Source organism: Paracoccus sp. (in: a-proteobacteria), from assembly GCF_046462195.1.
Taxonomy (GTDB): Bacteria; Pseudomonadota; Alphaproteobacteria; order Rhodobacterales; family Rhodobacteraceae; genus Paracoccus.
This window is the reverse complement of sequence record NZ_JBKGUN010000270.1, coordinates 1-21,477: the sequence shown is the minus strand read 5'-3', so window position 1 is coordinate 21,477 and position 21,477 is coordinate 1. Positions and strand designations below refer to the sequence as shown.

The window sequence follows — 21,477 nt, the reverse complement described above, 5'->3', positions numbered from 1 at the left end:
CTTGGCTGCACCGCACGGCGGCGCCCACCATTGGGTCGATCTTTGCACCCGACCCGAAGGAAAAGCTGCCCTTCGAGCTGGGCATGGGTTTGACGAACATGCCGCTCGACATCCCGAACGTGCGGGCGGAAAACCCGCAGGCCCCGGCGCATACGCGCATCGGCTGGTATCGGTCGGTGTCGAACATCCCCCATGCCTTCGCGATCCAGTCCTTTGTTGCGGAACTGGCCGAAGCGGCAGGCCGCGACCCGCGCGACTATCTGCTGGAGGTGATCGGGCCCGACCGCATCATCGACCCCAGCGAGATCGGCGACGTGTGGAACTATGGTGAAAACCCCGACCGCTATCCCATCGACACGGGGCGGCTGCGCCGCGTGACCGAGGCTGTGGCGGACGGCATCGACTGGGGCCGGCAGATGCCCGAGGGCAGGGGCCTGGGGATTGCGGCGCATTACAGCTTTGTCAGCTATGTCGCCGTTGCCGCCGAGGTCGAGGTGCAGGATGGCAACGTCATCGTGCCGCGGGTCGAGATCGCGATCGATTGCGGCGCGAACGTGAACCCAGACCGCATCCGTTCGCAGATGGAGGGTGCAGTGATCATGGGCGTGGGCCAGGCGCTGACGGCCGAGATCACCTTTCAGGAAGGACGCGCCCAGCAGGACAACTTTGACAGCTACATCATCGCCCGCATGGACACCGCCCCGCGGGAAATCAATGTCCACCTGTTGTCCTCGGGCAGTTATGACCAGCCTCTGGGCGGCGTGGGAGAACCAGGGCTGCCGCCGGTTTCGCCCGCCATTACCAACGCGATCTTTGCCGCCACCGGCACCCGCATCAGGCGCCTTCCCGTCGGCGACCAGCTGCGCAATCTGAAAGGATGACCATGAGCCTGACCCGTATCCTGCTGGCGACTTCGCTGGCACTTGCCGCCACACCCGCTGCCGCAACCTGCGCCGACCGGATCTCCTATCTGGAAGAGGTGCTGGACGAGGCTGCCCGCATGTCCATTTCCACCTCGTCCGGGGGGCAGGGCGTGGCGGGCTCTCGCGAAGGGCAGGCGATGAGCGAAGTCGATTCGCCCGAGCCGGCCGCCCCTTATCAGGAAGAACCCGAAGAGGCCGAGGCCATCGAGGAGGCCGAGGAGGCAGGGGAGGGCGGTGATCGCATCCTCCAGGCCCGCGCCGCCCTTGGCGAGGCCCGCGCCACGGAAGAAAGCGGCGACGCCGAAGCCTGCGAAGGCGAGGTGCGCGAGATCCTGATCAACCTGATCCTGAACTGAAGCAACAGGCCCGCTCCTTTGTCCGAGGGGCGGGCTTCAGTCATTCACCTGTCTGCAGGAGAGGTGAATGCGAAGGGTCAGCCCTGTCGGAACAGCGTCAGACGAAGATTGTAATTTGGGCAGCCGTTTTCACGCCTGCCGATCAGGTCACCAAGCTCTGAAAACAGCAACGTCATCTTCAAGGCCAGTGCCACGGATCGCTTCATAAACATGCAAAAAGGGCCGCATCCCAAAGGATGCGGCCCAATTTCTGTTATTGGCAGAGATTACCGGCGGGTGGGGTCCAAGTTGGTGCGGTCATCGTCCACTTCCACTTCAGTGTGGCGAACCGTGTCGGAAACCGTTTCCTGATGGCTTTCGCTGACCTTGCGGAGACCGATTTCCTCGACCACGCGGGCTTCCTTGCTGACAACCGCCTCTTCGCCGTATTCTTCGGCCTCGATGGTGCGGTCCTGGAAGGCTGCCTCGGTGCCGGTGACGGCACGGTCCACGGGGCGTCGCTCCAGCTCGACACGCTCGTCGCGCAGTTCCACCGTTTCGCTCACAGGCGTTTCCACCGTATAGGCACGGACGCGCACGCGGCCATGGCTGGTGTCGCGCTTGCCGACGGTCAGACGCTCTTCCACGACAGGAATGCTTTCGTCGTTCATGCCGGTCGTGCGGTCGCCATAACCAGTGGTCTGATCGGCCTCATAGGCCGTGGTCCGGTCGGTTTCGTCATAGCTGCCGGTCCGGCCCACGCCTTCATAGGCGCCGGTCTGGCCTGCATCGCCGTAATCGTCCGAACGCTCGGTATAGGCGGTATCGAGCGTCGTGCCGCGCACGCCCCCGGGAACCACGGTGCCCGTTGCATAAGAGCTGGATTCGTAACCGCCCCAGCCTTCTGAACGCCAGCTGGCCTCGCGCTCGTTCAGGTCGATCGTGCCTTCATCGTCCAAGATGTCCAGCACGGTCTCATAATGGGCCGAGCTGAGGCCCGTGACCGTCACGAGATACCCGCCGCGCGACAGGCCTTCGGCGTAGGTATAGCGATCTTCGTCTGGGAAGAAGAAGTCGCTGAGGCTGTCCCAGAAACCCTTTTCCTGATCCGAGGTCTGGCCGGTCGTCGTGCCGGCGGACGAAGAACCTTCGACCATGCGGATCTGGGTGCTGGAGATGCCGGTTTCCTGCAGCCGATCGACAGCACGCTGCGCATCGCCGCGGTTGTCGAACATTGCCGACACTGACTTGTTGGCGGAACCCGACATGGGGGTTTCATTGTCATAGGTCATCTTGATCGTCCTTCGATGTTGGGTAAGGGGCGGCAAGGCCGGTTTCATCCGGTCCGAGACGCTCGACATGTACGGTCTGCCGTCTGATCGTCACCGGGACCTCTTGGGTTTCCCTGCGCTCGACCCTTCGGATATGAACTTCTTCGCGCAGATACAGTTCCCGCGTCACCACGACTCGCTCCTCGACAACCGGGATGATCGTCAGATCCCCCTCGGTCACGATATCGGGAACGGTATCGATCCTGCGGTCGACAGGAACGCGAACGACGTCGACATCCACATCAGACAGTTCAACAGGCACCAGGCTTTCAACGGCCTCGGTCTGCGTGCCGACGCGCACGCGCCCCGTGACCAGCCTGTTCTTGGAGATGGTCAACTGTTCCTCGATCAGGGGAAGAACAGCCTCGTCGCGGTCGTCTGACATCATATGCCTCCCGTGGTGATAGCAAACGGTCTGGAAGGCCAATCGTTCCTGCGCATTTGCCAAGATGGCAGCTTGGGCGGCGAAAGAATGCCTGTCGAAGATCAGCATCAAACATAAATTGGATCGCTTCCTTGTAACAGCCGATCTACCATCCATATGGAAGGTATAGAAAGGCGGAACCATGGCAACTCCCTCTCCGGCACGAACGGCCGATACGGAAAAGATCACGATCAACCTCGGCTTCGTGGATCTGGGTCGGATCGACCTTCTGGTGCGCGAAGGCTTTTATGCCAGCCGCAGCGATCTGATCCGCGCGGCCATCCGTGCCCAACTGGACCGCCATGATGCGGCCGTCTCGCCCACCATTGTCCGCGAGGACTTCATGATGGGTCTGCGCGATGTAAGCCGCGCCGAATTGCAAACCCTGGCCGAGGCCCGGCAGATGCTGGACCTGCGGGTGATCGGACTGGCCCGTTTTGCCGGCGACATCCCGGCCGAACTTGTTACCGCCACGATCCGTTCGATCGAGGTTCTGGGAACCATTCAGGCATCCGCCGAGGTCAGGAAAGCCCTCGACGCCTGCCGTCACAGCAAAGGACGCTGAATCATGACGAAGCCGATGCAACTGAACATGGCCGAGGTGACCCGGCTGATGCGTGCCGGGCAGCTGTCCGAAGCGACGCAGATGATCCAGTCGCAGATGGGAACCTCTGCGCCCGCGGGTCTTGGCACGCAGACCAGCCTGTCATCGATGCCCTCGCTGCAGGGTCTGAGAAATCTGCCGGACCTCGGCAGTCTTCCCGGACTGAAGGGGCTGCAAGGGCTGCAGGGTCTGCCCGGGCAGGCCTCGGTCCCTGTTGACGTTCCAGAAGGCGCGCAATGGGACTGGAAAACGCATCAGGCGGCAGGGCTGTCACGGGAGTATCGCCTGTATGTTCCGGCCAGCCTGGCGGATGGCGCCGATCCGGCAGGGCTGATCCTGCTGCTGCACGGCTGCACCCAGGACCCGGATGATTTCGCCCGTGGCACGGGCATCCTGGAGGCCGCCGAGAAGCACCGCGTGATCGTGGTGGCCCCCGCGCAGCCTTCGCAGGCCAACATGAACCGCTGCTGGAACTGGTTCGAGCCACGCCATACCGCGGAACAAGGAGGAGAGGCCGCCTTTCTGACGGATCTGACGCGCAAGGTGGCGCATGACCATGCCATTCCGCCCGATTGCCGGTTTGCCATGGGCCTGTCCGCCGGAGGGGCGATGTCGGTCATCCTGGGATCCGTCTTTCCCGAGGACTTTGGCGCAGTGGGCTGCCATTCCGGCCTGCCCAATGGCGCGGCCAGCGACATGGGATCGGCCTTTGCGGCGATGTCGCGTGGCGGATCCGATCAGGGCAAGGGTGTCGGCTGTCGTCTGTTCGTCCTGCACGGCAGCGCCGACCGGACGGTGACTCCTGCCAATGCGCAGGCCGTTCTGCAGCAGTCGCTGCGTGAACAGCCGGGGCTTCAGCGGCGTGCGGCGGCCGCCAAGCTGGAGGGACGGAACGTCCAGGTCACCCGATACCGCGATGCCGATGCAACGCTGCGGATCGAATCCTGGCTGGTCGACGGGCTGGGACATGCCTGGTCGGGCGGTGCGTCCCAAGGCAGCCACACCGCCCCCGGACCTTCCGCCACCGAGGCGATGATGCGCTTTTTCCTGATGCCCGGCCGGGCAGCCTGAGCAGCACCCCTTGCAGCAGGCGGTTCAGTTCGCCTGCTGCGGCTTGAGGCGCGCGCGCAGCCACAACTGGCCATAGGCCGGCAGCTCGATCTGGAATGAACCGTCGGTTCCCAGATCGAATGCGCCTTCGCCCAGAATATTGGTCAGTCCATCCCATCCGGCCGTTTCTTCCAGCGCACAATCCGTCCTGATGCGCTTTCCACTGAGGTTGTGCAGCACCAGGACGGTCCGGTCGCCCCACTCATAACGCAAGGCAAAGACCGCGGCCTCGGGAACGGGAATGAAGCTCCATTCGCCAAAGGCGATCTCCGGTGTCTCGCGCCGGCGGCGGATCAGGCGCACGAACCAGTGCAGCAAGGAGCCCGGGTCATGTTCCTGGCGTTCGACATTGATGCTGCCCGGACCCCAGCGCTTGTGCGGCACGACCGGTCGGCGCAGCGCATCCGCAGGGGCGATGGAAAAGCCGCCATTGGGTTGGGCCGACCATTGCATGGGCGCCCGGACGCTCATCCGGCCTTCGATGTCCAGGTTCTCGGCCATGCCGATTTCCTCGCCATAGAACAGGACGGGCGCGCCCGGCAGGGCAAAGACAAGGCTGTACAGCATGCGGATCCGGTCGTCGTTCCCGCCCAGCATCGTGGGAATGCGGCGGCGAAGACCGCGCCCGAACAACTGCATGTCCTCCTTGGGGCCGAACGCCTTGAAGACCTCCTGCCGCTCGGCCTCGGTCAGCTTGTCCAGCGACCATTCGTCGTGGTTGCGGGCAAAATGGGCCCATGCGTCGTCGGAATGCAGCTTGGGCATCGCGCGCAGGCAGTGGACCAGTGCCCCTGCATCCTCGCGCACCAAGGCCAGGGCGAGAGCTTGGTTCATGTTGAAATCCAGGCACATGTTCAGCTCGTCGCCACCGTCGCCATAGAAACGGCGCACGTCCTGATAGTCCAGGTTGACCTCGCCCATCAGGATGGCATCGCCGCGCCTGCGCCCGATGAAGCTGCGCAGGTCGCGCAGCCAGTCATGCGGATCCATTTCCATGGGCTCGGCCACGCCGTTCGTTTCCAGAAGGAACGGCACGGCATCCACGCGAAACCCTGAAAGCCCGATCTGCATCCAGAAGCCGACAATCTTGCGGATCTCGTCGCGGACCTTTGGGTTGCTGATGTTCAGGTCGGGCTGGTGCTTGTAGAAGCGGTGCAGGTAAAACCGGCCCACCCCTTCGTGCCATTCCCAGTTGCTGTTTTCCTCGTCCGGGAACACCAGGCCTTCGGGTCCCTGTTCGGGAATGGCGTCACGCCAGACATACCAGTCGTGATAAGGGGAATTCCGGTCCTCGCAGGCGGCCTTGAACCATGGATGCTGGTCCGAGGTGTGGTTGACCACCAGGTCGGCAATGACACGGATTCCGCGATCCTGGGCGTTGCGCAGGAACTCGACAAAGTCGCCCATGCTGCCGAGCCGCGGGTCGATGCTGTAATAGTCGGCGATGTCATAGCCGTCGTCCTGGTTGGGTGTCGGATAGAACGGCATCAGCCAGATGCATGTCACGCCCAGACCTGCCAGATGATCGATCCGCTGCGCCAGCCCGTTGAAGTCGCCCACGCCGTCGCCATTGCTGTCCTGGTACATCTCGACGTCCAGGCAATAGAAGACCGCGTTCTTCCACCAGACATCGCTGGTGCGGCTCATGTCCATGCTGCTGGTCATGAGCGGTTGAACGCCGGCAGCACATGCGTGCCAAAGGTTTCGATGAAATCGCGCTGCTCGGTGCCGACATGATGCAGATAGATGCCGTCAAAGCCCAGTTCGGCGAACTCCGAAAGGCGATCCACATAGAGCGCCGGGTCGGAGGAGATCAGGACGGTGTCATGCATGTCCTCGGGCCGGACATGGCGCGAAGCCTCGTCGAAATGCTCGACCATCTCCAGGTCCCAGCACAGGGGCGGGTCGAACACGTTCGATCGCCACTGGTGATGCGCGATCTGCAGGGCCATGTCCTGGTCGGGCGCATAGGACAGGTGCACCTGCAGATAGAGCGGCTTGCCCTCGCCCCCGCCTTCGCGGAAGGCGTCGATCATGCGGCGCAGCTTGTCATGGGGCTGATTGACCGTGATCAGCCCGTCGGCCCAGCCGCCGACCCAGCCCGCTGTCTTTTCGCTGATCGCGGGGCCGATCAGGGGCGGTGGCGTCTGGGGCAGGGTCCACAGCTTGGCCCGGTCGACGCGGATCAACCCGTCATGGGTAACCGTTTCCCCAGCAAACAGGGCGCGCATGACATCGACGCATTCCTTCAGCCGCGCATTGCGCACCGGCTTTTCCGGCCAGCGCTCACCGGTGATATGTTCGTTCGCGGCCTCTCCGCTCCCAAGCGCCATCCAGAAACGGCCGGGAAACATCTGGCAGAGCGTGGCGGCAGCCTGGGCGATGATCGCCGGATGATACCGCTGACCCGGCGCGTTCACCACGCCGAGGGGCAGGGACGTCGCCTGCAGGGCCGCGCCCAGCCATGCCCAGGCAAAGCCGGACTGTGCCTGACGGGCGCTCCAGGGGGAGAAATGGTCCGAGCACATGGCTGCTGCAAAGCCCGCCGCTTCGGCCTGCCGGACGGCCTCCAGCAGCGAGCGGGGATCGATCTGTTCATGGGATGCGTGAAAACCAAGATAAGCCATGTGCTGTTCATCCTCGTGTCAGACGGTCCAACGCGTCCGGAGGCCGGTGGGTTCATGCGCATGCCAAAGCACCAGGTTCCGAAGGCTGCGGCGCTTCAGGCAAGGCAGGCCGCAATATGGGCCGCGATCATCGTGTCCAGATGAGCGCCGCCGCCGTTCTTGAAGATCGTGATGTCGTTCGCGGAAAGACGGCCGCAATGTCCCGGCACAAGGTCGTAAAGATCGCCCAAGACGTCGTCTGCCGTCAGCACTCCGGCCGCAATGGGGATCATCAACTCTCCGATGTGGTGGATCGTCGTGTCGCGGCTGTCGACGAACAGGCGGCCCCTGCGCATTACAACGTCATCCGCTTCGCGCATGTCGGCCTTGAAGGCGCCGATCAGGTCGACATGGGTACCGGGCCGGATCCAGTCGCCTTTCAGGACCGGCTGTCGTGCCATGGTCGCGGTCGAGATGATGTCAGCCCGTTCTGCTGCCGTGGCCAGATCATCGACCGGCGTGACGGCATGACCCTCGGCCTGCATTCCGGCGGCCAGCGCCTGTGCCTGTTCAGGACTCCGTGCCCAGACCCGGATGTCTTTCAGGCGCGGCATCCCGGCTGCATAAGCCCGCACCAGCCCCCGCGCCAGCGTGCCTGCACCTACGATCAGCAGGCTCTCGCTGTCGGGGCGTGCCAGCAGTTGCGCCCCCAGCACGGAATCGCCGGCCGTCTTGAACTCGGTCACCAGGCGGCTGTCGATCACGGCGCGCAAGGAGCCATGATCCGGCTCAAAGAACAACATCGCGCCCTGAACCGTGGGCAAGCCATGAGCCTGGTTGCGGTCAAAGACGGTGACGGCCTTCACGCCATATCCCAGTCCTGGCAGACAGGCTGCGCGGTTCAGCAGCGTGCCATCGGCCGGCCCCAGGAACAGGTCGGCCACTTGCGGACGCAGAGCCATGTGGCCTTGCCGCAGGGCCTCGATGGCACCGGCCCACTCGATTCGATGTGCGGCTGCCTCATAGGTGATGACATCAAGGGACATCGCCTCTCCTTTTGCTTCCTGTCATGTCTTGGCACAACTGAGCACGAAAAGTCCTGCAACGCATCCTTGTTGCATTAAGCATGGCTGACGGGTCTTTCGGGCGGCGACTGCAGGGGTCAGCGCCCGATGTCGTTCTTCATAAGGACTCCGAGCGGCACAAGAGCAACCGTTGCACATGTCATGGCATGCGCGAATCAGCGAGCGGGCGATGAACAGGCTGGTGCCTTTGGCTGCCTGCAATGGCGGTGCATCCCGCATGATGCCCAGACTGTCCTGAAGTGGCAGAACTGCTTGGAAACGCCTCATGGAACAGGTTCCTCCCGCTGATATGACCTTTCCCGGCATGCAGCTGTCGGGGTGCCGCAACCGGCTATTGCCTTGCGCCACCGGCAGAGGGGCCAAAGGGAGCCGCCAGAAGGTTGCGCAGGTCCTCTTTCTCGACCTCCAGCGCCAAGGCCTTTTCGGCATGCGCCAGTGCCAGCCGCGACTGGTGCAGGGCCGCGGTCCTGAAGCCATGCCCACCCAGCTCGGACAGCGCGATCAGGGCCTTTTGCAGGCGCATCTGCACCTCGATCAGGCTGGCGCCGTCTCGGCCGATCGGGGCAAAGCCGTCGGCGAACAGGTCCCGCGCCTCGAGAGGGGGAACGTGCAGATGCGGGTAGGTCACGCGCTGCGGATCCTGCTGCTCGAACCCCTTGGCCCAGACGGTCAGAAGGCGCGTGATCCGTCCGATCACGTCGATGGCGGTGCCGGGGTCGTTGACGGCGGGTGACAGTGCCCTTGAGGCAATCTCGCTCAGGACGATGATGCCGAAGCGGGGATCCTGGTCATAATCGCGGCTTTGGGTCAGTTGAAAGGCGGAGCGCAGGCGATCTTCGTCCTCGGGCTCCAAGGCCGCCCCCTGGCTGATCCAAGCCAGCGGCCGGCCTTGATACAGAAACGCGCCCGGCAGTTGGGCAATGTCGACGCGGGCCTTTCTCGAGGCCGCGATCTCCTCCAAGGCGCCCATGTCGATATGCACGATGTAGCCGGTTTCTTCGGCGCAGATGGCATGGGGCGAACCGGAAGGGACTGCGCCCGCCGGACGAGGATGTCCGCCCAGATAAGGTTCGGCAATGCGGGTTTCGATTGCCCGGCGCGCAGCTTCCTCGACTCTTTGAGTGGTTTCCTCGACGCGGCCCAACTGGATCAGCCGGTCGATCCAGCGCAGCAGCGAGATCACGATCAGCACCAGCACGCCCACGGTCACGATGAACAGGACGGCACGGCCCTGATCGCCATAAGCGTTGGTTTGCAGCACCACCAAGCCGACGATGCTGAACAGGAAGGATCCCACAAAGGTCGACAGCACGTTCTGCGTGACACGGTCCTGCATCAGCAGCCGGTTGGCGCGCGGTGTCACGTTGCTGGTGGCGCCCCCCAGGGCCGAGGTCAGCGTGCTGAGCGAGAAGGTTGTGACCGCCAACATGGACGAGGCGATGATGGTGAGGATGCTTTCAATGGAGTCCGAGCCGATCTCGAACGTCCAGTTCGAGGGCAGGAACCGGTCCGCCACCGTGGCAAAGCCCGCCGCGGCAATGCCCATCAGGCCGATCATTGTGGCCCTGAACCACAGGCGTCGCGACACCCGCGACCAGAGCCAGCTCCATCTGGACATCACTGTCCCTCCCGCAGGCAGTCAGACAATCTGGAAAACCGGGTAAAGACGGGGCGGCCCCCAATGGAACCGCCCCGATGTCGCCCGAAACTTTGGTGGTACCCGGACCAGCGGCCTTCAGAAGATCAAGGACAGGATTCCGATCACGACCAGCAGACCGATCAGGAAGATGATGCCAATGGTGCCGCCGATGAACTTGAACATGGTAAACCTCGTGTTTCGGCCCGCAGGCCATCCTGTAAAAATGTCATGCCCGGCAAGGGGCCGGGCAGCGTGAAGGACCAACACCAAGCCGCAAGCGATTGTTCCGTCCTCCGGTTCTGGAGGGGGACATGTCGGGTTGGAACAGTGCCGCTGCCCGTTTTGCGGGAAAAGCTGTTCAATCGCGATGCAATCGGCTTTCTTCGCGCGACAGGTGGCCTTAGGGGATCAGGGGATGTCCGGTTCTGCGGCGGCACCGTGACACGAGCTTGAAAAGGCCGCCCTGTCAGGAGAATGCGACGACATGAATGCCAGCATGACGACAAGCGGGACGCTGATCGACGGCAAGGTCTTCTCGGCGCAGGTGCGCGAGCGGGTGGCGGCCCATGTGCGTGATCTGAAGGCCCGCGGCATCACGCCAGGCCTGGCGGTGGTTCTGGTGGGCGAGGATCCTGCCAGCCAGGTTTACGTCCGCAACAAGGGCATCCAGACGCGTGAAGCCGGCATGAATTCCTATGAACACCGGCTGCCCGCCGACAGCACGCAGGGCGCGTTGATGGACCTGGTCGCGCAGCTGAATGCCGACGGGGCCGTGCACGGCATCCTGGTCCAGCTGCCCTTGCCCGATCACATGGACACCGAGGCTGTCATCAACGCCATCGACCCCGCCAAGGACGTGGACGGGTTCCACATCCTGAATGCGGGGCGGCTGGCGACCGGCCAGAAGGCCATGATCGCCTGCACCCCCCTTGGCTGCCTGATGATGCTGCGCGCACATCTGGGTGACTTGGCGGGCCTGAACGCGGTCGTGGTCGGGCGCAGCAACATCGTGGGCAAGCCGATGGCGCAGTTGCTGCTGCGAGACAATTGCACCGTTACCATCGCCCACAGCCGCACCCGCGACCTGGACCAGATTTGCCGCCGCGCCGACATCCTGGTGGCCGCAACCGGGCGGCCGCGAATGATCCAAGGAGACTGGATCAAGCCGGGCGCGACCGTGATCGACGTGGGCATCAACCGCATCGAGGAAGAGGGCCGCAATCGGCTGGTGGGGGATGTCGATTTCGAAAGCGCCCGCATGGTGGCCGGGGCCATCACGCCTGTCCCGGGCGGGGTCGGACCCATGACGATTGCCTGTCTTCTGGCCAATACGCTGACCGCCTGCTGCCGCTCGGCGGGCCTCCCCGAGCCCGAAGGGCTGACGGCCTGAGCGCCTGCATCCGGCAGCACCACATCATTGCGATAACTGGAGAATTCGATGAACAAACTGTGCCTGACAGTTGCCTGCCCCTCGACCCGCGGGATCGTTGCCGCCATTTCGGGCTTTCTAGCCCGGCAAGGGTGCAACATCACGGCCAGCTCCCAGTATGACGATCCGCAGACGGACAAGTTCTTCATGCGCGTCAGCTTCACCTCGGAAGAAGGTGCAACAATGGCCGATCTTTCACAGTCTTTCGCCGAGGCTGCGGAACCCTTGGGCATGAGCTATCGCTTCCATGACGAGGCGCAGAAGATGAAGGTCGTCGTGATGGTGTCCCGCTTCGGACACTGCTTGAACGACCTGCTGTACCGCTGGCGCATCGGGGCGCTGCCCATCGACATCGTGGCGGTCATCTCGAACCACATGGATTACCAGAAGGTCGTCGTGAACCACGACATTCCCTTCCACTGCATCAGGGTCAACAAGGAAAACAAGCGGGAGGCCGAGGCGCAGCAGATGCGCATCGTTGAGGAGTCGGAGGCGGAGCTGGTGATCCTGGCCCGCTACATGCAGGTGCTGTCGGACCAGATGTGCCGGACGATGTCGGGACGGATCATCAACATCCACCATTCGTTCCTGCCCAGCTTCAAGGGCGCGAACCCGTATCGCCAAGCCTATGAGCGGGGCGTGAAGCTGATCGGCGCGACTTCGCATTATGTCACGAGCGACCTGGACGAAGGCCCGATCATTGAACAGGACACGATCCGCGTGACCCACGCCCAGAGCCCGGACGATTACGTCAGCCTGGGCCGCGATGTCGAAAGCCAGGTTCTGGCCCGCGCCATCCATGCCCATGCCAATCACCGCGTCTTCATCAACGGCAACAAGACCGTGGTGTTTCCGGCCTCGCCGGGCTCCTATTCCAGCGAGAAGATGGGGTAGGCAATGCTTGGCTGCCAGTGCGGGCCCCGCGCTGGCAGCCAGCTTCAAGGGCAACGGGACATCGGCTTGCCATGGTCCCGCCGGGGCCGCGTTTCCGCCTTTTGGCAAATTGGCCATGGCCAAAGGCCTTCCTGATGGTGAAGATCACCAACAAGGAGGAAACTGCCCATGGCCGAGCCTGTCTTCGACTTCATCGTGATCGGTGCAGGCAGCGCAGGATGCCTGATGGCAAACCGGCTCAGCCGCGATACTGCCCACCGTGTCCTGCTGATCGAGGCCGGAAAGCCCGATCGCCATCCCTGGATCCATATTCCGGTCGGATACCTTTACTGCATCGGCAACCCGCGCACCGACTGGATGTACCAGACCGAGGCCGATGCCGGGCTGAACGGCCGCAGCCTGCGCTATCCGCGCGGCAAGACGTTGGGCGGCTGCTCGTCGATCAACGGCATGATCTACATGCGCGGGCAGGCGCGCGATTATGACGGATGGGCGCAGGCGACGGGCGACGACGCATGGCAGTGGGAAAACTGCCTGCCCGAGTTCAAGGCGCACGAGGATCACCATCGGCTGGACCACGGAGCCGACCCCGAAACCGGTTCGAACAGCCGCTTTTCCGACATGCATGGCCATGGCGGCGAGTGGAGGGTGGAAAAACAGCGCCTGCGGTGGGAGGTGCTGGATGATTTCGCCACGGCGATGACACAGGCCGGGGTGCCCCGCAGCGACGACTTCAACACCGGGGACAACTTCGGTGTCGGCTATTTCGATGTCAACCAGCGGTCCGGCTGGCGCTGGAGCAGCGCCAAGGCCTTTCTGCGCCCCGCCCGGCGGCGCCCGAACCTGACGGTCTGGACCGGGGCGCATGTCCAGCGCCTTGAATTCGCGCCGGGCGCGGATGGCCGGCCGCGCTGCACCGGCGCGCTGATCCGGCATCGCGGGACGACCGTCACGGCCCACGCCCGGCGCGAGGTGATCCTGTCGGCAGGGGCGATCAATTCGCCCCAGATCCTGCAACTGTCGGGGATCGGCCCGGCCGGCCTGTTGCAGCGTCACGGTGTCGGGGTGGTGGCGGACCTGCCGGGCGTAGGGGCGAACCTGCAGGATCACCTGCAGATCCGGGCGATCTACAAGATCAGCGGCGGCATGACCCTGAACACGCTGTCGGGCAGCCTGTTTGGCAAGGCACGCATTGGATTGGAATACCTGCTGTCCCGGTCGGGACCCATGAGCATGGCGCCCAGCCAACTGGGGGCCTTTACACGCTCGGACCCGGGCAGGACGCATCCGAACCTGCAGTACCACGTCCAGCCGCTCAGTCTGGAGGCGTTCGGGGAAGGGTTGCACAGCTTTCCGGCCATCACGGCCAGCGTCTGCAACCTGAACCCGACCAGCCGGGGCCATGTGGCCATTCGCTCGGGGCGTCCCGATGATGCGCCCGTCATCGCGCCGAACTACCTGTCGACGGACGAGGATCGGCACGTTGCGGCGCAAAGCCTGCGTCAGGTCCGGCAGGTCCTGAGCCAGCCGGCCTTGGCCCGCTATCGTCCGCAGGAATGGAAGCCCGGTGCCCAATACGAAAGCGACGAGGATCTGGCGCGGCTGGCGGGCGACATCGCGACGACGATCTTTCACCCGGTCGGCACCGCCCGGATGGGGCGTGGCGACGATCCGGCCGCCGTGGTGGACAGCAGGCTGCGGGTCCGGGGGGTGGCGGGGCTGCGGGTGGTCGATGCCAGCGTGATGCCGGCCATCACCAGCGGCAACACCAGCGCACCGACGCTGATGATCGCCGAAAAGGCCGCAGGCTTCGTCCTGGAGGCTGTCTGAAGGCAGGGACCGGCGCGAAAGGCGCCTCGGCTGTTGCGTCACGCGTGGATTTCTTTATCCAACCATCACAGGCACAGCAGATCCCGCGCCGCAGGCTGCTGTGAAGGGACAGGATCGGACGACGCGCCAAGGCCTTGCGTCGCCAAGGGACGGAAGTGATGACGATGAATGCCAAGCGAAAGACATTGACGCAGTTTCTGGTCGAACAGCAGCGGCTGGAACATGCGATGCCCGCGCAGTTGCGCCTGCTGATCGAGGTCGTGGCCCGCGCCTGCAAGGTGATCGGCCACACCGTGAACAAGGGCGCGATCTCGGGCGTGCTGGGTTCGCTGGACCAGGAGAACATCCAGGGCGAGGTGCAGAAGAAGCTGGATGTCATCTCGAACGACATCCTGCTGGAAGCCAACGAATGGGGCGGGCATCTTGCCGCCATGGCGTCCGAAGAGATGGACACGATCCATCCCATTCCGAACCGCCTGCCCAAGGGCGAATACCTGCTGGTCTATGACCCCATCGACGGTTCCAGCAACATCGACGTCAACGGGATCGTGGGCACCATCTTCTCGGTTCTCAAGGCACCAGAGGATATCGAGGGCCGTGATGTCACCGAAGAGGACTTCCTGCTGGCCGGACGAGAGCAGGTGGCCGCAGGCTATGCCATCTATGGGCCGCAGACGCTGCTGGTGCTGACGGTCGGCACGGGCGTTTACGCCTTTTCGCTGGACCGGGAAATGGGTTCCTGGGTGCTGACCTCGGAGCGGCTGGAGATCCCGGCCGTTACGGACGAATTCGCGGTCAACATGGCCAACGAGCGCCATTGGGACGAGCCGACGCGCCGGTACATCGCTGAATTGATGGCCGGCAAGACCGGCCCGCGAGAGCGGAACTTCAACATGCGCTGGATGGGCTCGATGGTGGGGGACGTGCACCGCATCCTGACCAAGGGCGGCGTTTTCCTTTATCCTGCCGACGGGCGGCCGGGCATGGAAAACGGCAAGCTGCGCCTGATGTACGAGGCGAACCCGATGGCCTTCCTGATCGAACAAGCGGGGGGACGTGCCACGAACGGCAAGAGCCGCATTCTGGATGTCGAGCCTTCGGCCCTCCATCAGCGTGTTCCGGTCGTTCTGGGATCAAGCGAAGAGGTCGATCACCTGGCGGGCATGATGGCCTGAAGCCTGAAGGGCAGGGGCGTGACACCGTCATGCGGCTGCCCGACCGGTATATGCCTCTTCCGAAAGAACAAAGGCCCCGCAACAGGCGGGGCCTTTCCACTGTGATGCGATCAGCCTGTGATCAGAGCTGGGTTCCGGACGTGCTGCTGCCCGAGGTCGAACGGTCGGAGGTCGATCCGTCCTTCGACAACTCGTTCTTGGCTGCCGATGCCACATCGGACGCGGCAGATTTCGCCTCTTCCAGACCCGCCGAGACCGCGCTCTGGATCTTGGATTTCTCATCCTGATAGATGGCTTCGGCTTCGTCGAACAACTGGTCCCGATAATGGCCCATCAGTTCGTCTTCGCGCGACGTCCGCGGCAGCACGGCACCAAGGCCGGCCCCCAGAAGCAGGGCCGCTGCGCCGTAAAGGAGCGGCTCGGCATTGTAGCTTTCGCTGACTTGGCGCGAGCTGCTGTTGAAATGCCGGCTGGCCTTGTCACTGGCCTGCAGGGCCTTGCGCCGCGCATCTTCGACCCGGCGACGTGCTTCTTCGCCCAGTCCTTCGGTTCCTTCGCTCAGCCTGTCGCGCAGGCTCTGAGCCCTGTCCTTCAGCTTGTCGGTCATGCTGTTCCCCTGGTCTGACGACGAATGGTGGTCGGAATTGGCCCATGACGGCATCCTGGATGCCGAAAATGGCCGGGAGGCGGGCGGCGCGGGCGGTGTGATGGCTGCAGGTCGCGCTGCCGGAGGCGGCGCGGGCACCCGGCGGGGCGGAACGTCATTGTCATGATCGTCCTGCTTCCACGCGGCAAAAGACTGGCGGGCCTTGTGAGACGGATCATAGCCCCGCCCGAAGATCATCCATGCCAGTCCCACACCCGTCAGCGCAAGCGCCACCGGATTTTCACGCGCGGCCATGTTCGCCGATTGCGCCCATTCCGACCCGTGTTCACGCAGCGTGCCGGTCAGGCGGCGGGAAATCCCTTCCAGCGACAGTTCGTCCTGCAGGTCTTCCAGCTTGTGGCGCAGGGCCTCGCGATCACGTTCGATCTCGCGCTCGATCTGGTCGGGGCTGTCGTTCTCATTTGTCATGATAAGCCTCCTTGACGGCCTGTGCATCCCTTTGGACATTCTTGGCCGTCCGCGTCGGCATCAATGCTTCCGGGCTGAGGTCGCTCATCCCCTTGCGCACAAGAACATAGGCCAAGATCGCCAGAGCAACACCGACGATCACCGCACTCCAGATCGGGCCCAAGTCGGTCTCGGCCAAGGCCGCGACAAGGGCGGCGACCAGAACGTTGATCGTCACGATCCCGATCACAGCGGCGGCGGCGATGAAGCCGATCCCCGCGCCGGCCCGGCTGAGGCTTTGGCTGAACTCGGCCTTGGCCAGCGCCACTTCCTTGCGCACGAGATCGCCTGACAGGCGCAGTGCGTCAGAAGCCAGGGAAGCCGGACCCTGCGAATGGACAGGATCAGACATCGCGGCCTCCATCCTTGCGGGTGTCAGGGCTGCTGCCATAGCCGGGGGTCAGTGCATCGGGGCTGCTGCCCGGGGTGCCAACCTTGGCGCTGTCGGTCTTGCCCGTGCTGCCGCCACTGCTGCCCGTGCCACTGCTGCCCGTGCTGCCAGACTGGCCGCCGGTCGAGCCGGTGGTGGCCGACATCCCGCCGCTGCCCATGGTGCCGGGGGCGCCCATGCTGCCAGTGGTGCCCGTGGTGCCGGTGGAGGCCGTCGAACCGCTTGAACCGGTGCTGTTGGCTTGGCCACTGCCCGAGAGGGAGGAGCCTTGCGTGCTGCCGGTCCGGCTGCCGGGACGATCAGCCATGCTGCCCAAGCTGTCGCCCGTGCCGCCCGACTGGTTTCCGGTCGAGCCGCCATAGGCGCCGCCGGCGCCACTGCCTGTCATGCCGCTGCCTGTCATGCCGGAGCCGTACATGCTCGAACCCGAGCGCTGCCCCGAACCGGTGTTCATCCCGCTTGAAGACCAGTCTCCCGAACGGCTGTAACCCGTGGAAGGTGCGCTCGACAACAGGAAGCGTGCTGCTGCAAAACCTGCCAGCGCAGAAATGCCGAGAAAGGCCCCGGGACGCTCACGGGCGAACCTGCGCACGTTATCCAGCATTTCGCCCGTATTGGCGCTGTTCAGGCTGTCGGCGATGCCGCTGACATTTTCGGCCGCCGAATCGAAGATGCCTGCAATGGGCGAATCGGGGTCGATTTCCGACTTGGCCTTGCGCAGGGCCGAGGCCATGTCATCGGCACGCGAGGCCAGACCGCCACGAAAGCTCTTTTCGCGACGGGAGACCTCGTCCTTGACGGTGTCGGTCAGCTGGCTGACCTGTTCGGAGGCTTTCTCCTTGACGCTGTCCAGCGAGGATTGGCCCTGGTTCTTGTCTGTGTGACCGGAGTAATCGGTACTCATGTGAGATCTCCCGAATTGTAAGGTCGTTTCCGACAATGAAAAGCACGGCGCGGAAACGCGAAGCACCATACCTGATGATGCCGTATTAACCCTGATGGCCATGCAATGTTCCCGCGGGCGGTCAGGAAGCGGCTTCCGTGCAACCCGTTTCGCCACGGAACCGTTGACTTTGCGACTGAAGGCGGCGTCGTGGACATGGACAACAAGATGACATTTTCCTTGGCCGATCACTTGGGCAGCCTGGCAGTGGGGCTTGAATGGCTGGTGGTCCTGATCGAGTTGCTGGCAATCGCGATCCTGCTTCTGGGCATGGCCCGCTTTGCGCGCTGTTTCCTGAATGGGGAAATGATGCGCCGGGATGCGCATGAGCGCACGCACGAACTGAACCGTGGGCGCCTGTCGCTGGGACGCCACATTCTGGCCGGACTGGAGGTTCTGATCGTTGCGGACCTGATCCGGACGGTGCTGCATTTCAGCTTCGACAATATCCTGCTCTTGGGCGGGTTGGTGCTGATCCGCTCGTTCATTTCCTTCTTTCTCGAACACGAACTGCGCGCCCTCCAGAAGGAGTGATGCGCCCCGATTTCAGTTCCGTCGGGAACATTCGACCACTGCTTCGTTTTCAGAAGCAGGCTGTGCCCGATGATGAAGACCCCGGGGACAGTCGCTCGATTGCAAAGCCGTGCTGTAGGCACCGGCGTCAAAACGGATGGACAGGCAAGGATGAAACCGGCTCCGATTGACTGCGTCATTGTTGGTGGCGGACCCGCGGGTCTGACCGCAGCAATCTATCTGGCCCGCTTTCGGCGCAATGTTGCGCTGATCGACGCCGGGAAAAGCCGTGCGGCGCTGATACCCCGTTCGCACAATCACCCGGGCTATCCGGACGGCATCCACGGCGAAACCCTATTGGAACGGATGCGGCTGCAATTGCAGCATTATGGCGTCAGGATAATCGAGACGCAGGTGGATGCGATACGCCCGTTGCCGGATGACAGGTTTCGTGTCGAGGCTGGCCAGGTGCTGGACACTTCCAGCCTGATCCTGGCCACCGGAGTGCGCGATCATGTTCCGCCCGTTGCCGACCCCTTGTCCCGGGTGCGCGACGGGTTGATCCGCCAATGCCCTGTTTGTGACGCGTATGAGTTGATCGACAAGCCGGTGGGGGTGATCGGCGCGGGGAAATGTGCAGTCGGAGAAGCCCTGTTTCTAAGCCATTACACGTCGCAGGTCGTCCTGCTGACCCTTGGGCAGGACCTGGACCTGTCTGACGACGCGGCACACAAGCTGGCCCAGGCGGGCGTCAGGGTTGAATCAGATCAGGTCGAGCGATGGGAGTTCGATGACCAGGGGGTCAGGGTTCACCTTCAGCGCCAGCCGCCGCTGTCGTTTGCAGCTGTTTATTCCGGTCTCGGCAATGATCCGCAGAATGATCTGGCGCAGCACTTGGGTCTGTCGCTGGCGGACGATGGGCGGATCCTGACGGATACGCATCAGGAAACATCGATGCCGAACGTTTATGCGGCCGGTGATGTGGTGACCGGGTTGAACCAGATCGCCGTCGCAATGGCCCAGGGCGAGATTGCCGCGACGCGGGTCCACAACGTGCTGCGGCTGCACGAGGGGCGGACGCTGTCGCAGGATATCTGACCACGCTGCGCGGGTGCGGCATTGGCCGTGGCGCCTCTTCGGTGAACGACACTTTCAGGCGGCTTGTTGGCGGCGGCGCGTCCTTGCACCGCCGCCACACAGCGTCAGCCGAGCTGGTTCTGGATGCCCCGCAGCATTGCCAGATGCGTCTCGATCGAGGGCACGCCCACCATTGAGGCGCCGCGGGCCATCGGGTCCGTGCCTTGGGCAGCATAGGTGCGGTGGATCGTCAGCAGTTCCTCGTGTCCGGTGATCTGGCCTTCGATATACATCCGGTCGAACTCGGCCCCTTGCATCTGCTGAAGCTGGGCCAGAAGGGCGGCGTGATCTTCGCGCAGGCCGCCGGTGCCTGGCTCGGCGCCAAAGGCCTGGGCCGTCGCAGCCTGTTCCGCAATCTCGAGATCGGCAAAGATGCGGACGGTCTGGTTGGTCGCCTGCTCGCGTGCAAGGCGGCTGGTTTCGGTGGCATAGTTGCCGGCCAGCAGGGCGGGCATCTTGGCCTCGTCCATGGTTGCCGTCTGGGCAAACAGGCTGCGGGTCGTCAGGGGGAAGGTCGCGGCGGCGGCCATCCCGGCAATCATCAGGTTCCTGCGATGCATGGGTCTTCTCCTCGGCTCTGGTGAGGCCTTGGAACCGGGTGTCCCCGCCAATGTTCCCGGGTCGGATGACGGAAATCGCAAAGGATTGGCCACCGTCGCCGGAAAAAGCCGGGAACAGGTTGTTGTGCGGCATTGACCGGTCCCATGTCAGGGATCGGGGCGCGGCTTGCAGCCTTCGTCTGCAATGCTTCAGCGAATGCATTTTCCTTTGTGCGGTAACCGCATCGAAAGAACTCTCTGCTAGCCCGGGACCGGTGAACTCCAGGAGGGCGGCAATGCAGATCGGTTCCATGTCCATTCGTACCAAGGTGGCGGTTGCATCAGCCGCCCTCACAAGCTGCGCAGTGATTGCGGTGATTGCCCTGACGATCAACCTGATGTCCCGCGCATCCACGCAAGAGGCCGAAGCGCGCGCCAGGGCCTTGATGGGTGAATTCAATGCAACGGTGACGCAAGAACTCAGTTCGGTTCTGGAGGTCGTGAACACCAGCGTGGCCGCCGTTGAATCCGCGATAAGGGCTCAGTCGAACCGCGATGTCTTGGGACAGATGATCGAAGGAATCCTTCAGACACGCCCGGATCTGGTCGGCGCGACGCTGGCCTTCGAACCCAACGCGCTGGGAGACGACCGTTTGAATGTGGGTGCCCGCTATTCGGATGCCGCCGGACGTTTCTTGCCCTATTTCTATCATGGCCAGGAAGGACGGGTCGAGGTCGAACTGCTGGACATGAGTCCCGAGGCCGGGATCGAGACCTGGTACAGCCGTCCTTTGCGCGAAAATCGCAGCCTTGTCACGTCGCCGTACAGCTACACGGTGGGTGAGAAAGACGTGCTCATGACCACGATCAGCGGCGTCGTTCGCAAGGATAGAAAGGCCGTGGGCATCCTGACCGGCGACTTGGCCCTGGACCGTCTTTCAACCCGTATCGGAGAAATGCGCCCCTTTGGCGAAGGACGCATCTTTCTGGTCAGCAACGACGGACGCTGGATCGCACATGAAGATCCAGCCCGCTTGGGCCAGCCTGTCACTGATGCCGAAAAGATCCTGATTCCCGGTGACAAGGCGCTGCATCACGTCACGCTGAGTGGGGAGAAGACGATGCTTTTGAACGACAGCGTCCGGTTTGCAGGCATGGACGAGGTCTGGACGCTGGTGATGACGGTTCCGACCGCTACGGTGATGGCCAATGTCGTCAGCACCCGCAACCTCACGGTGCTTGCGGCGGCGGCCCTGCTGGCGGCGACGCTTGTTCTGGTCTGGCTGGGCGCGCAGGCCATATCGCGTCCCATCGAGGCGATGACGATGGCGATGCGGCGGCTGGCCGAAGGGAAGATGGACACGGCCATCCCTCATACGGGACGCGGAGACGAGATCGGCGCGATGGCCTCGGCCGTCGAGGTGTTTCGTGACAATGCGGTCGATGCGCGCCGGC

21 protein-coding genes are annotated in these 21,477 nt (G+C 63.5%); 11 read left to right on the top strand and 10 right to left on the bottom strand.

Features of this window, described 5'->3' with window-relative positions; genetic code table 11:
- Positions 1-881 (top strand): molybdopterin cofactor-binding domain-containing protein (locus tag ACLHHB_RS16375; RefSeq protein WP_410219348.1); only part of this gene is annotated, 881 nt, incomplete at its 5' end.
- A gap of 2 nt (positions 882-883) precedes the next feature.
- A complete protein-coding gene (locus ACLHHB_RS16370) occupies positions 884-1,279 on the top strand; it encodes a hypothetical protein (protein ID WP_410219347.1) in 396 nt (131 codons plus the stop codon).
- A 266-nt stretch (positions 1,280-1,545) separates the two neighbouring features.
- Here the strand turns inward: ACLHHB_RS16370 and ACLHHB_RS16365 are convergent, their stop codons facing one another.
- Positions 1,546-2,550 carry a YsnF/AvaK domain-containing protein gene (locus tag ACLHHB_RS16365; RefSeq protein ID WP_410219346.1) on the bottom strand — a complete coding sequence of 335 codons (1,005 nt, stop codon included), beginning with the start codon at positions 2,548-2,550 and terminating at the stop codon, positions 1,546-1,548.
- Positions 2,540-2,974 (bottom strand): YsnF/AvaK domain-containing protein, encoded by a 435-nt coding sequence (locus ACLHHB_RS16360; RefSeq protein WP_410219345.1) that lies wholly within the window; start codon positions 2,972-2,974, stop codon positions 2,540-2,542. The genes ACLHHB_RS16365 and ACLHHB_RS16360 overlap by 11 nt, the downstream gene beginning before the upstream one ends.
- A 181-nt stretch (positions 2,975-3,155) precedes the next feature.
- Here ACLHHB_RS16360 and ACLHHB_RS16355 point away from each other — a divergent pair, with 181 nt between their 5' ends.
- Both ACLHHB_RS16355 and ACLHHB_RS16350 read left to right on the top strand, forming a co-directional pair.
- The gene (locus tag ACLHHB_RS16355; RefSeq protein WP_410219344.1) at positions 3,156-3,578 is read left to right on the top strand and encodes a ribbon-helix-helix protein, CopG family; all 423 of its coding nucleotides are present in this window, start codon (positions 3,156-3,158) and stop codon (positions 3,576-3,578) included.
- A gap of 3 nt (positions 3,579-3,581) precedes the next feature.
- Positions 3,582-4,688 (top strand): alpha/beta hydrolase family esterase, encoded by a 1,107-nt coding sequence (locus ACLHHB_RS16350; protein WP_410219343.1) that lies wholly within the window; start codon positions 3,582-3,584, stop codon positions 4,686-4,688.
- Between the two features lie 24 nt (positions 4,689-4,712).
- Here the strand turns inward: ACLHHB_RS16350 and ACLHHB_RS16345 are convergent, their stop codons facing one another.
- From ACLHHB_RS16345 to ACLHHB_RS16330, 4 genes are all read right to left on the bottom strand, one after another.
- Positions 4,713-6,374 carry an alpha-amylase family protein gene (locus tag ACLHHB_RS16345; protein WP_410219342.1) on the bottom strand — a complete coding sequence of 554 codons (1,662 nt, stop codon included), beginning with the start codon at positions 6,372-6,374 and terminating at the stop codon, positions 4,713-4,715.
- 14 nt (positions 6,375-6,388) lie between these two features.
- Positions 6,389-7,354 carry a TIGR03885 family FMN-dependent LLM class oxidoreductase gene (locus tag ACLHHB_RS16340; protein WP_410219341.1) on the bottom strand — a complete coding sequence of 322 codons (966 nt, stop codon included), beginning with the start codon at positions 7,352-7,354 and terminating at the stop codon, positions 6,389-6,391.
- Between the two features lie 95 nt (positions 7,355-7,449).
- Positions 7,450-8,379 carry an ornithine cyclodeaminase family protein gene (locus ACLHHB_RS16335; protein ID WP_410219340.1) on the bottom strand — a complete coding sequence of 310 codons (930 nt, stop codon included), beginning with the start codon at positions 8,377-8,379 and terminating at the stop codon, positions 7,450-7,452.
- A gap of 370 nt (positions 8,380-8,749) precedes the next feature.
- Positions 8,750-10,036 (bottom strand): DUF2254 domain-containing protein, encoded by a 1,287-nt coding sequence (locus ACLHHB_RS16330; RefSeq protein ID WP_410219339.1) that lies wholly within the window; start codon positions 10,034-10,036, stop codon positions 8,750-8,752.
- Positions 10,037-10,553: 517 nt separating this feature from the next.
- On the opposite strand from ACLHHB_RS16330, the gene folD reads away from it, so the two are divergent.
- The 4 genes from folD to ACLHHB_RS16310 all read left to right on the top strand — a co-directional run bounded on the left by folD (position 10,554) and on the right by ACLHHB_RS16310 (position 15,385).
- Positions 10,554-11,447, top strand: a complete 894-nt coding sequence (folD, locus tag ACLHHB_RS16325; protein ID WP_410219338.1) for a bifunctional methylenetetrahydrofolate dehydrogenase/methenyltetrahydrofolate cyclohydrolase FolD — start codon at positions 10,554-10,556, stop codon at positions 11,445-11,447.
- Positions 11,448-11,495: 48 nt separating this feature from the next.
- Positions 11,496-12,380: a formyltetrahydrofolate deformylase gene (gene purU, locus ACLHHB_RS16320; protein WP_410219337.1), complete on the top strand. Its 885-nt coding sequence runs from the start codon at positions 11,496-11,498 to the stop codon at positions 12,378-12,380.
- 168 nt (positions 12,381-12,548) lie between these two features.
- Positions 12,549-14,210, top strand: coding sequence for a GMC family oxidoreductase (locus tag ACLHHB_RS16315; protein ID WP_410219336.1), 1,662 nt, complete (start codon positions 12,549-12,551; stop codon positions 14,208-14,210).
- 158 nt (positions 14,211-14,368) lie between these two features.
- Positions 14,369-15,385, top strand: coding sequence for a class 1 fructose-bisphosphatase (locus tag ACLHHB_RS16310; RefSeq protein ID WP_410219335.1), 1,017 nt, complete (start codon positions 14,369-14,371; stop codon positions 15,383-15,385).
- A gap of 121 nt (positions 15,386-15,506) precedes the next feature.
- Here the strand turns inward: ACLHHB_RS16310 and ACLHHB_RS16305 are convergent, their stop codons facing one another.
- From ACLHHB_RS16305 to ACLHHB_RS16295, 3 genes are read right to left on the bottom strand one after another with little or no spacing between them, the layout of a single operon-like run.
- Positions 15,507-16,460 carry a DUF3618 domain-containing protein gene (locus ACLHHB_RS16305; RefSeq protein ID WP_410219334.1) on the bottom strand — a complete coding sequence of 318 codons (954 nt, stop codon included), beginning with the start codon at positions 16,458-16,460 and terminating at the stop codon, positions 15,507-15,509.
- Entirely contained in the window at positions 16,450-16,851 is a 402-nt protein-coding gene (locus ACLHHB_RS16300; RefSeq protein ID WP_410219333.1) for a phage holin family protein, read from the bottom strand. The genes ACLHHB_RS16305 and ACLHHB_RS16300 overlap by 11 nt, the downstream gene beginning before the upstream one ends.
- Entirely contained in the window at positions 16,844-17,794 is a 951-nt protein-coding gene (locus ACLHHB_RS16295; RefSeq protein WP_410219332.1) for a hypothetical protein, read from the bottom strand. The genes ACLHHB_RS16300 and ACLHHB_RS16295 overlap by 8 nt, the downstream gene beginning before the upstream one ends.
- Positions 17,795-18,001: 207 nt before the next feature.
- Between ACLHHB_RS16295 and ACLHHB_RS16290 the strand changes: the two genes are divergently transcribed.
- Complete coding sequence (locus tag ACLHHB_RS16290) at positions 18,002-18,367, top strand: DUF1622 domain-containing protein (RefSeq protein WP_410219331.1); 366 nt, start codon at positions 18,002-18,004, stop codon at positions 18,365-18,367.
- A 150-nt stretch (positions 18,368-18,517) separates the two neighbouring features.
- On the top strand, positions 18,518-19,444 hold the full coding sequence (locus tag ACLHHB_RS16285; protein WP_410219330.1) for an NAD(P)/FAD-dependent oxidoreductase: 927 nt from the start codon (positions 18,518-18,520) through the stop codon (positions 19,442-19,444).
- 104 nt (positions 19,445-19,548) lie between these two features.
- Here ACLHHB_RS16285 and ACLHHB_RS16280 read toward each other — a convergent pair whose 3' ends face one another.
- Complete coding sequence (locus ACLHHB_RS16280; protein ID WP_410219329.1) at positions 19,549-20,043, bottom strand: DUF4142 domain-containing protein; 495 nt, start codon at positions 20,041-20,043, stop codon at positions 19,549-19,551.
- 275 nt (positions 20,044-20,318) lie between these two features.
- Between ACLHHB_RS16280 and ACLHHB_RS16275 the strand changes: the two genes are divergently transcribed.
- The coding region (locus ACLHHB_RS16275; RefSeq protein WP_410219328.1) for a HAMP domain-containing protein at positions 20,319-21,477 on the top strand (1,159 nt) is incomplete at its 3' end.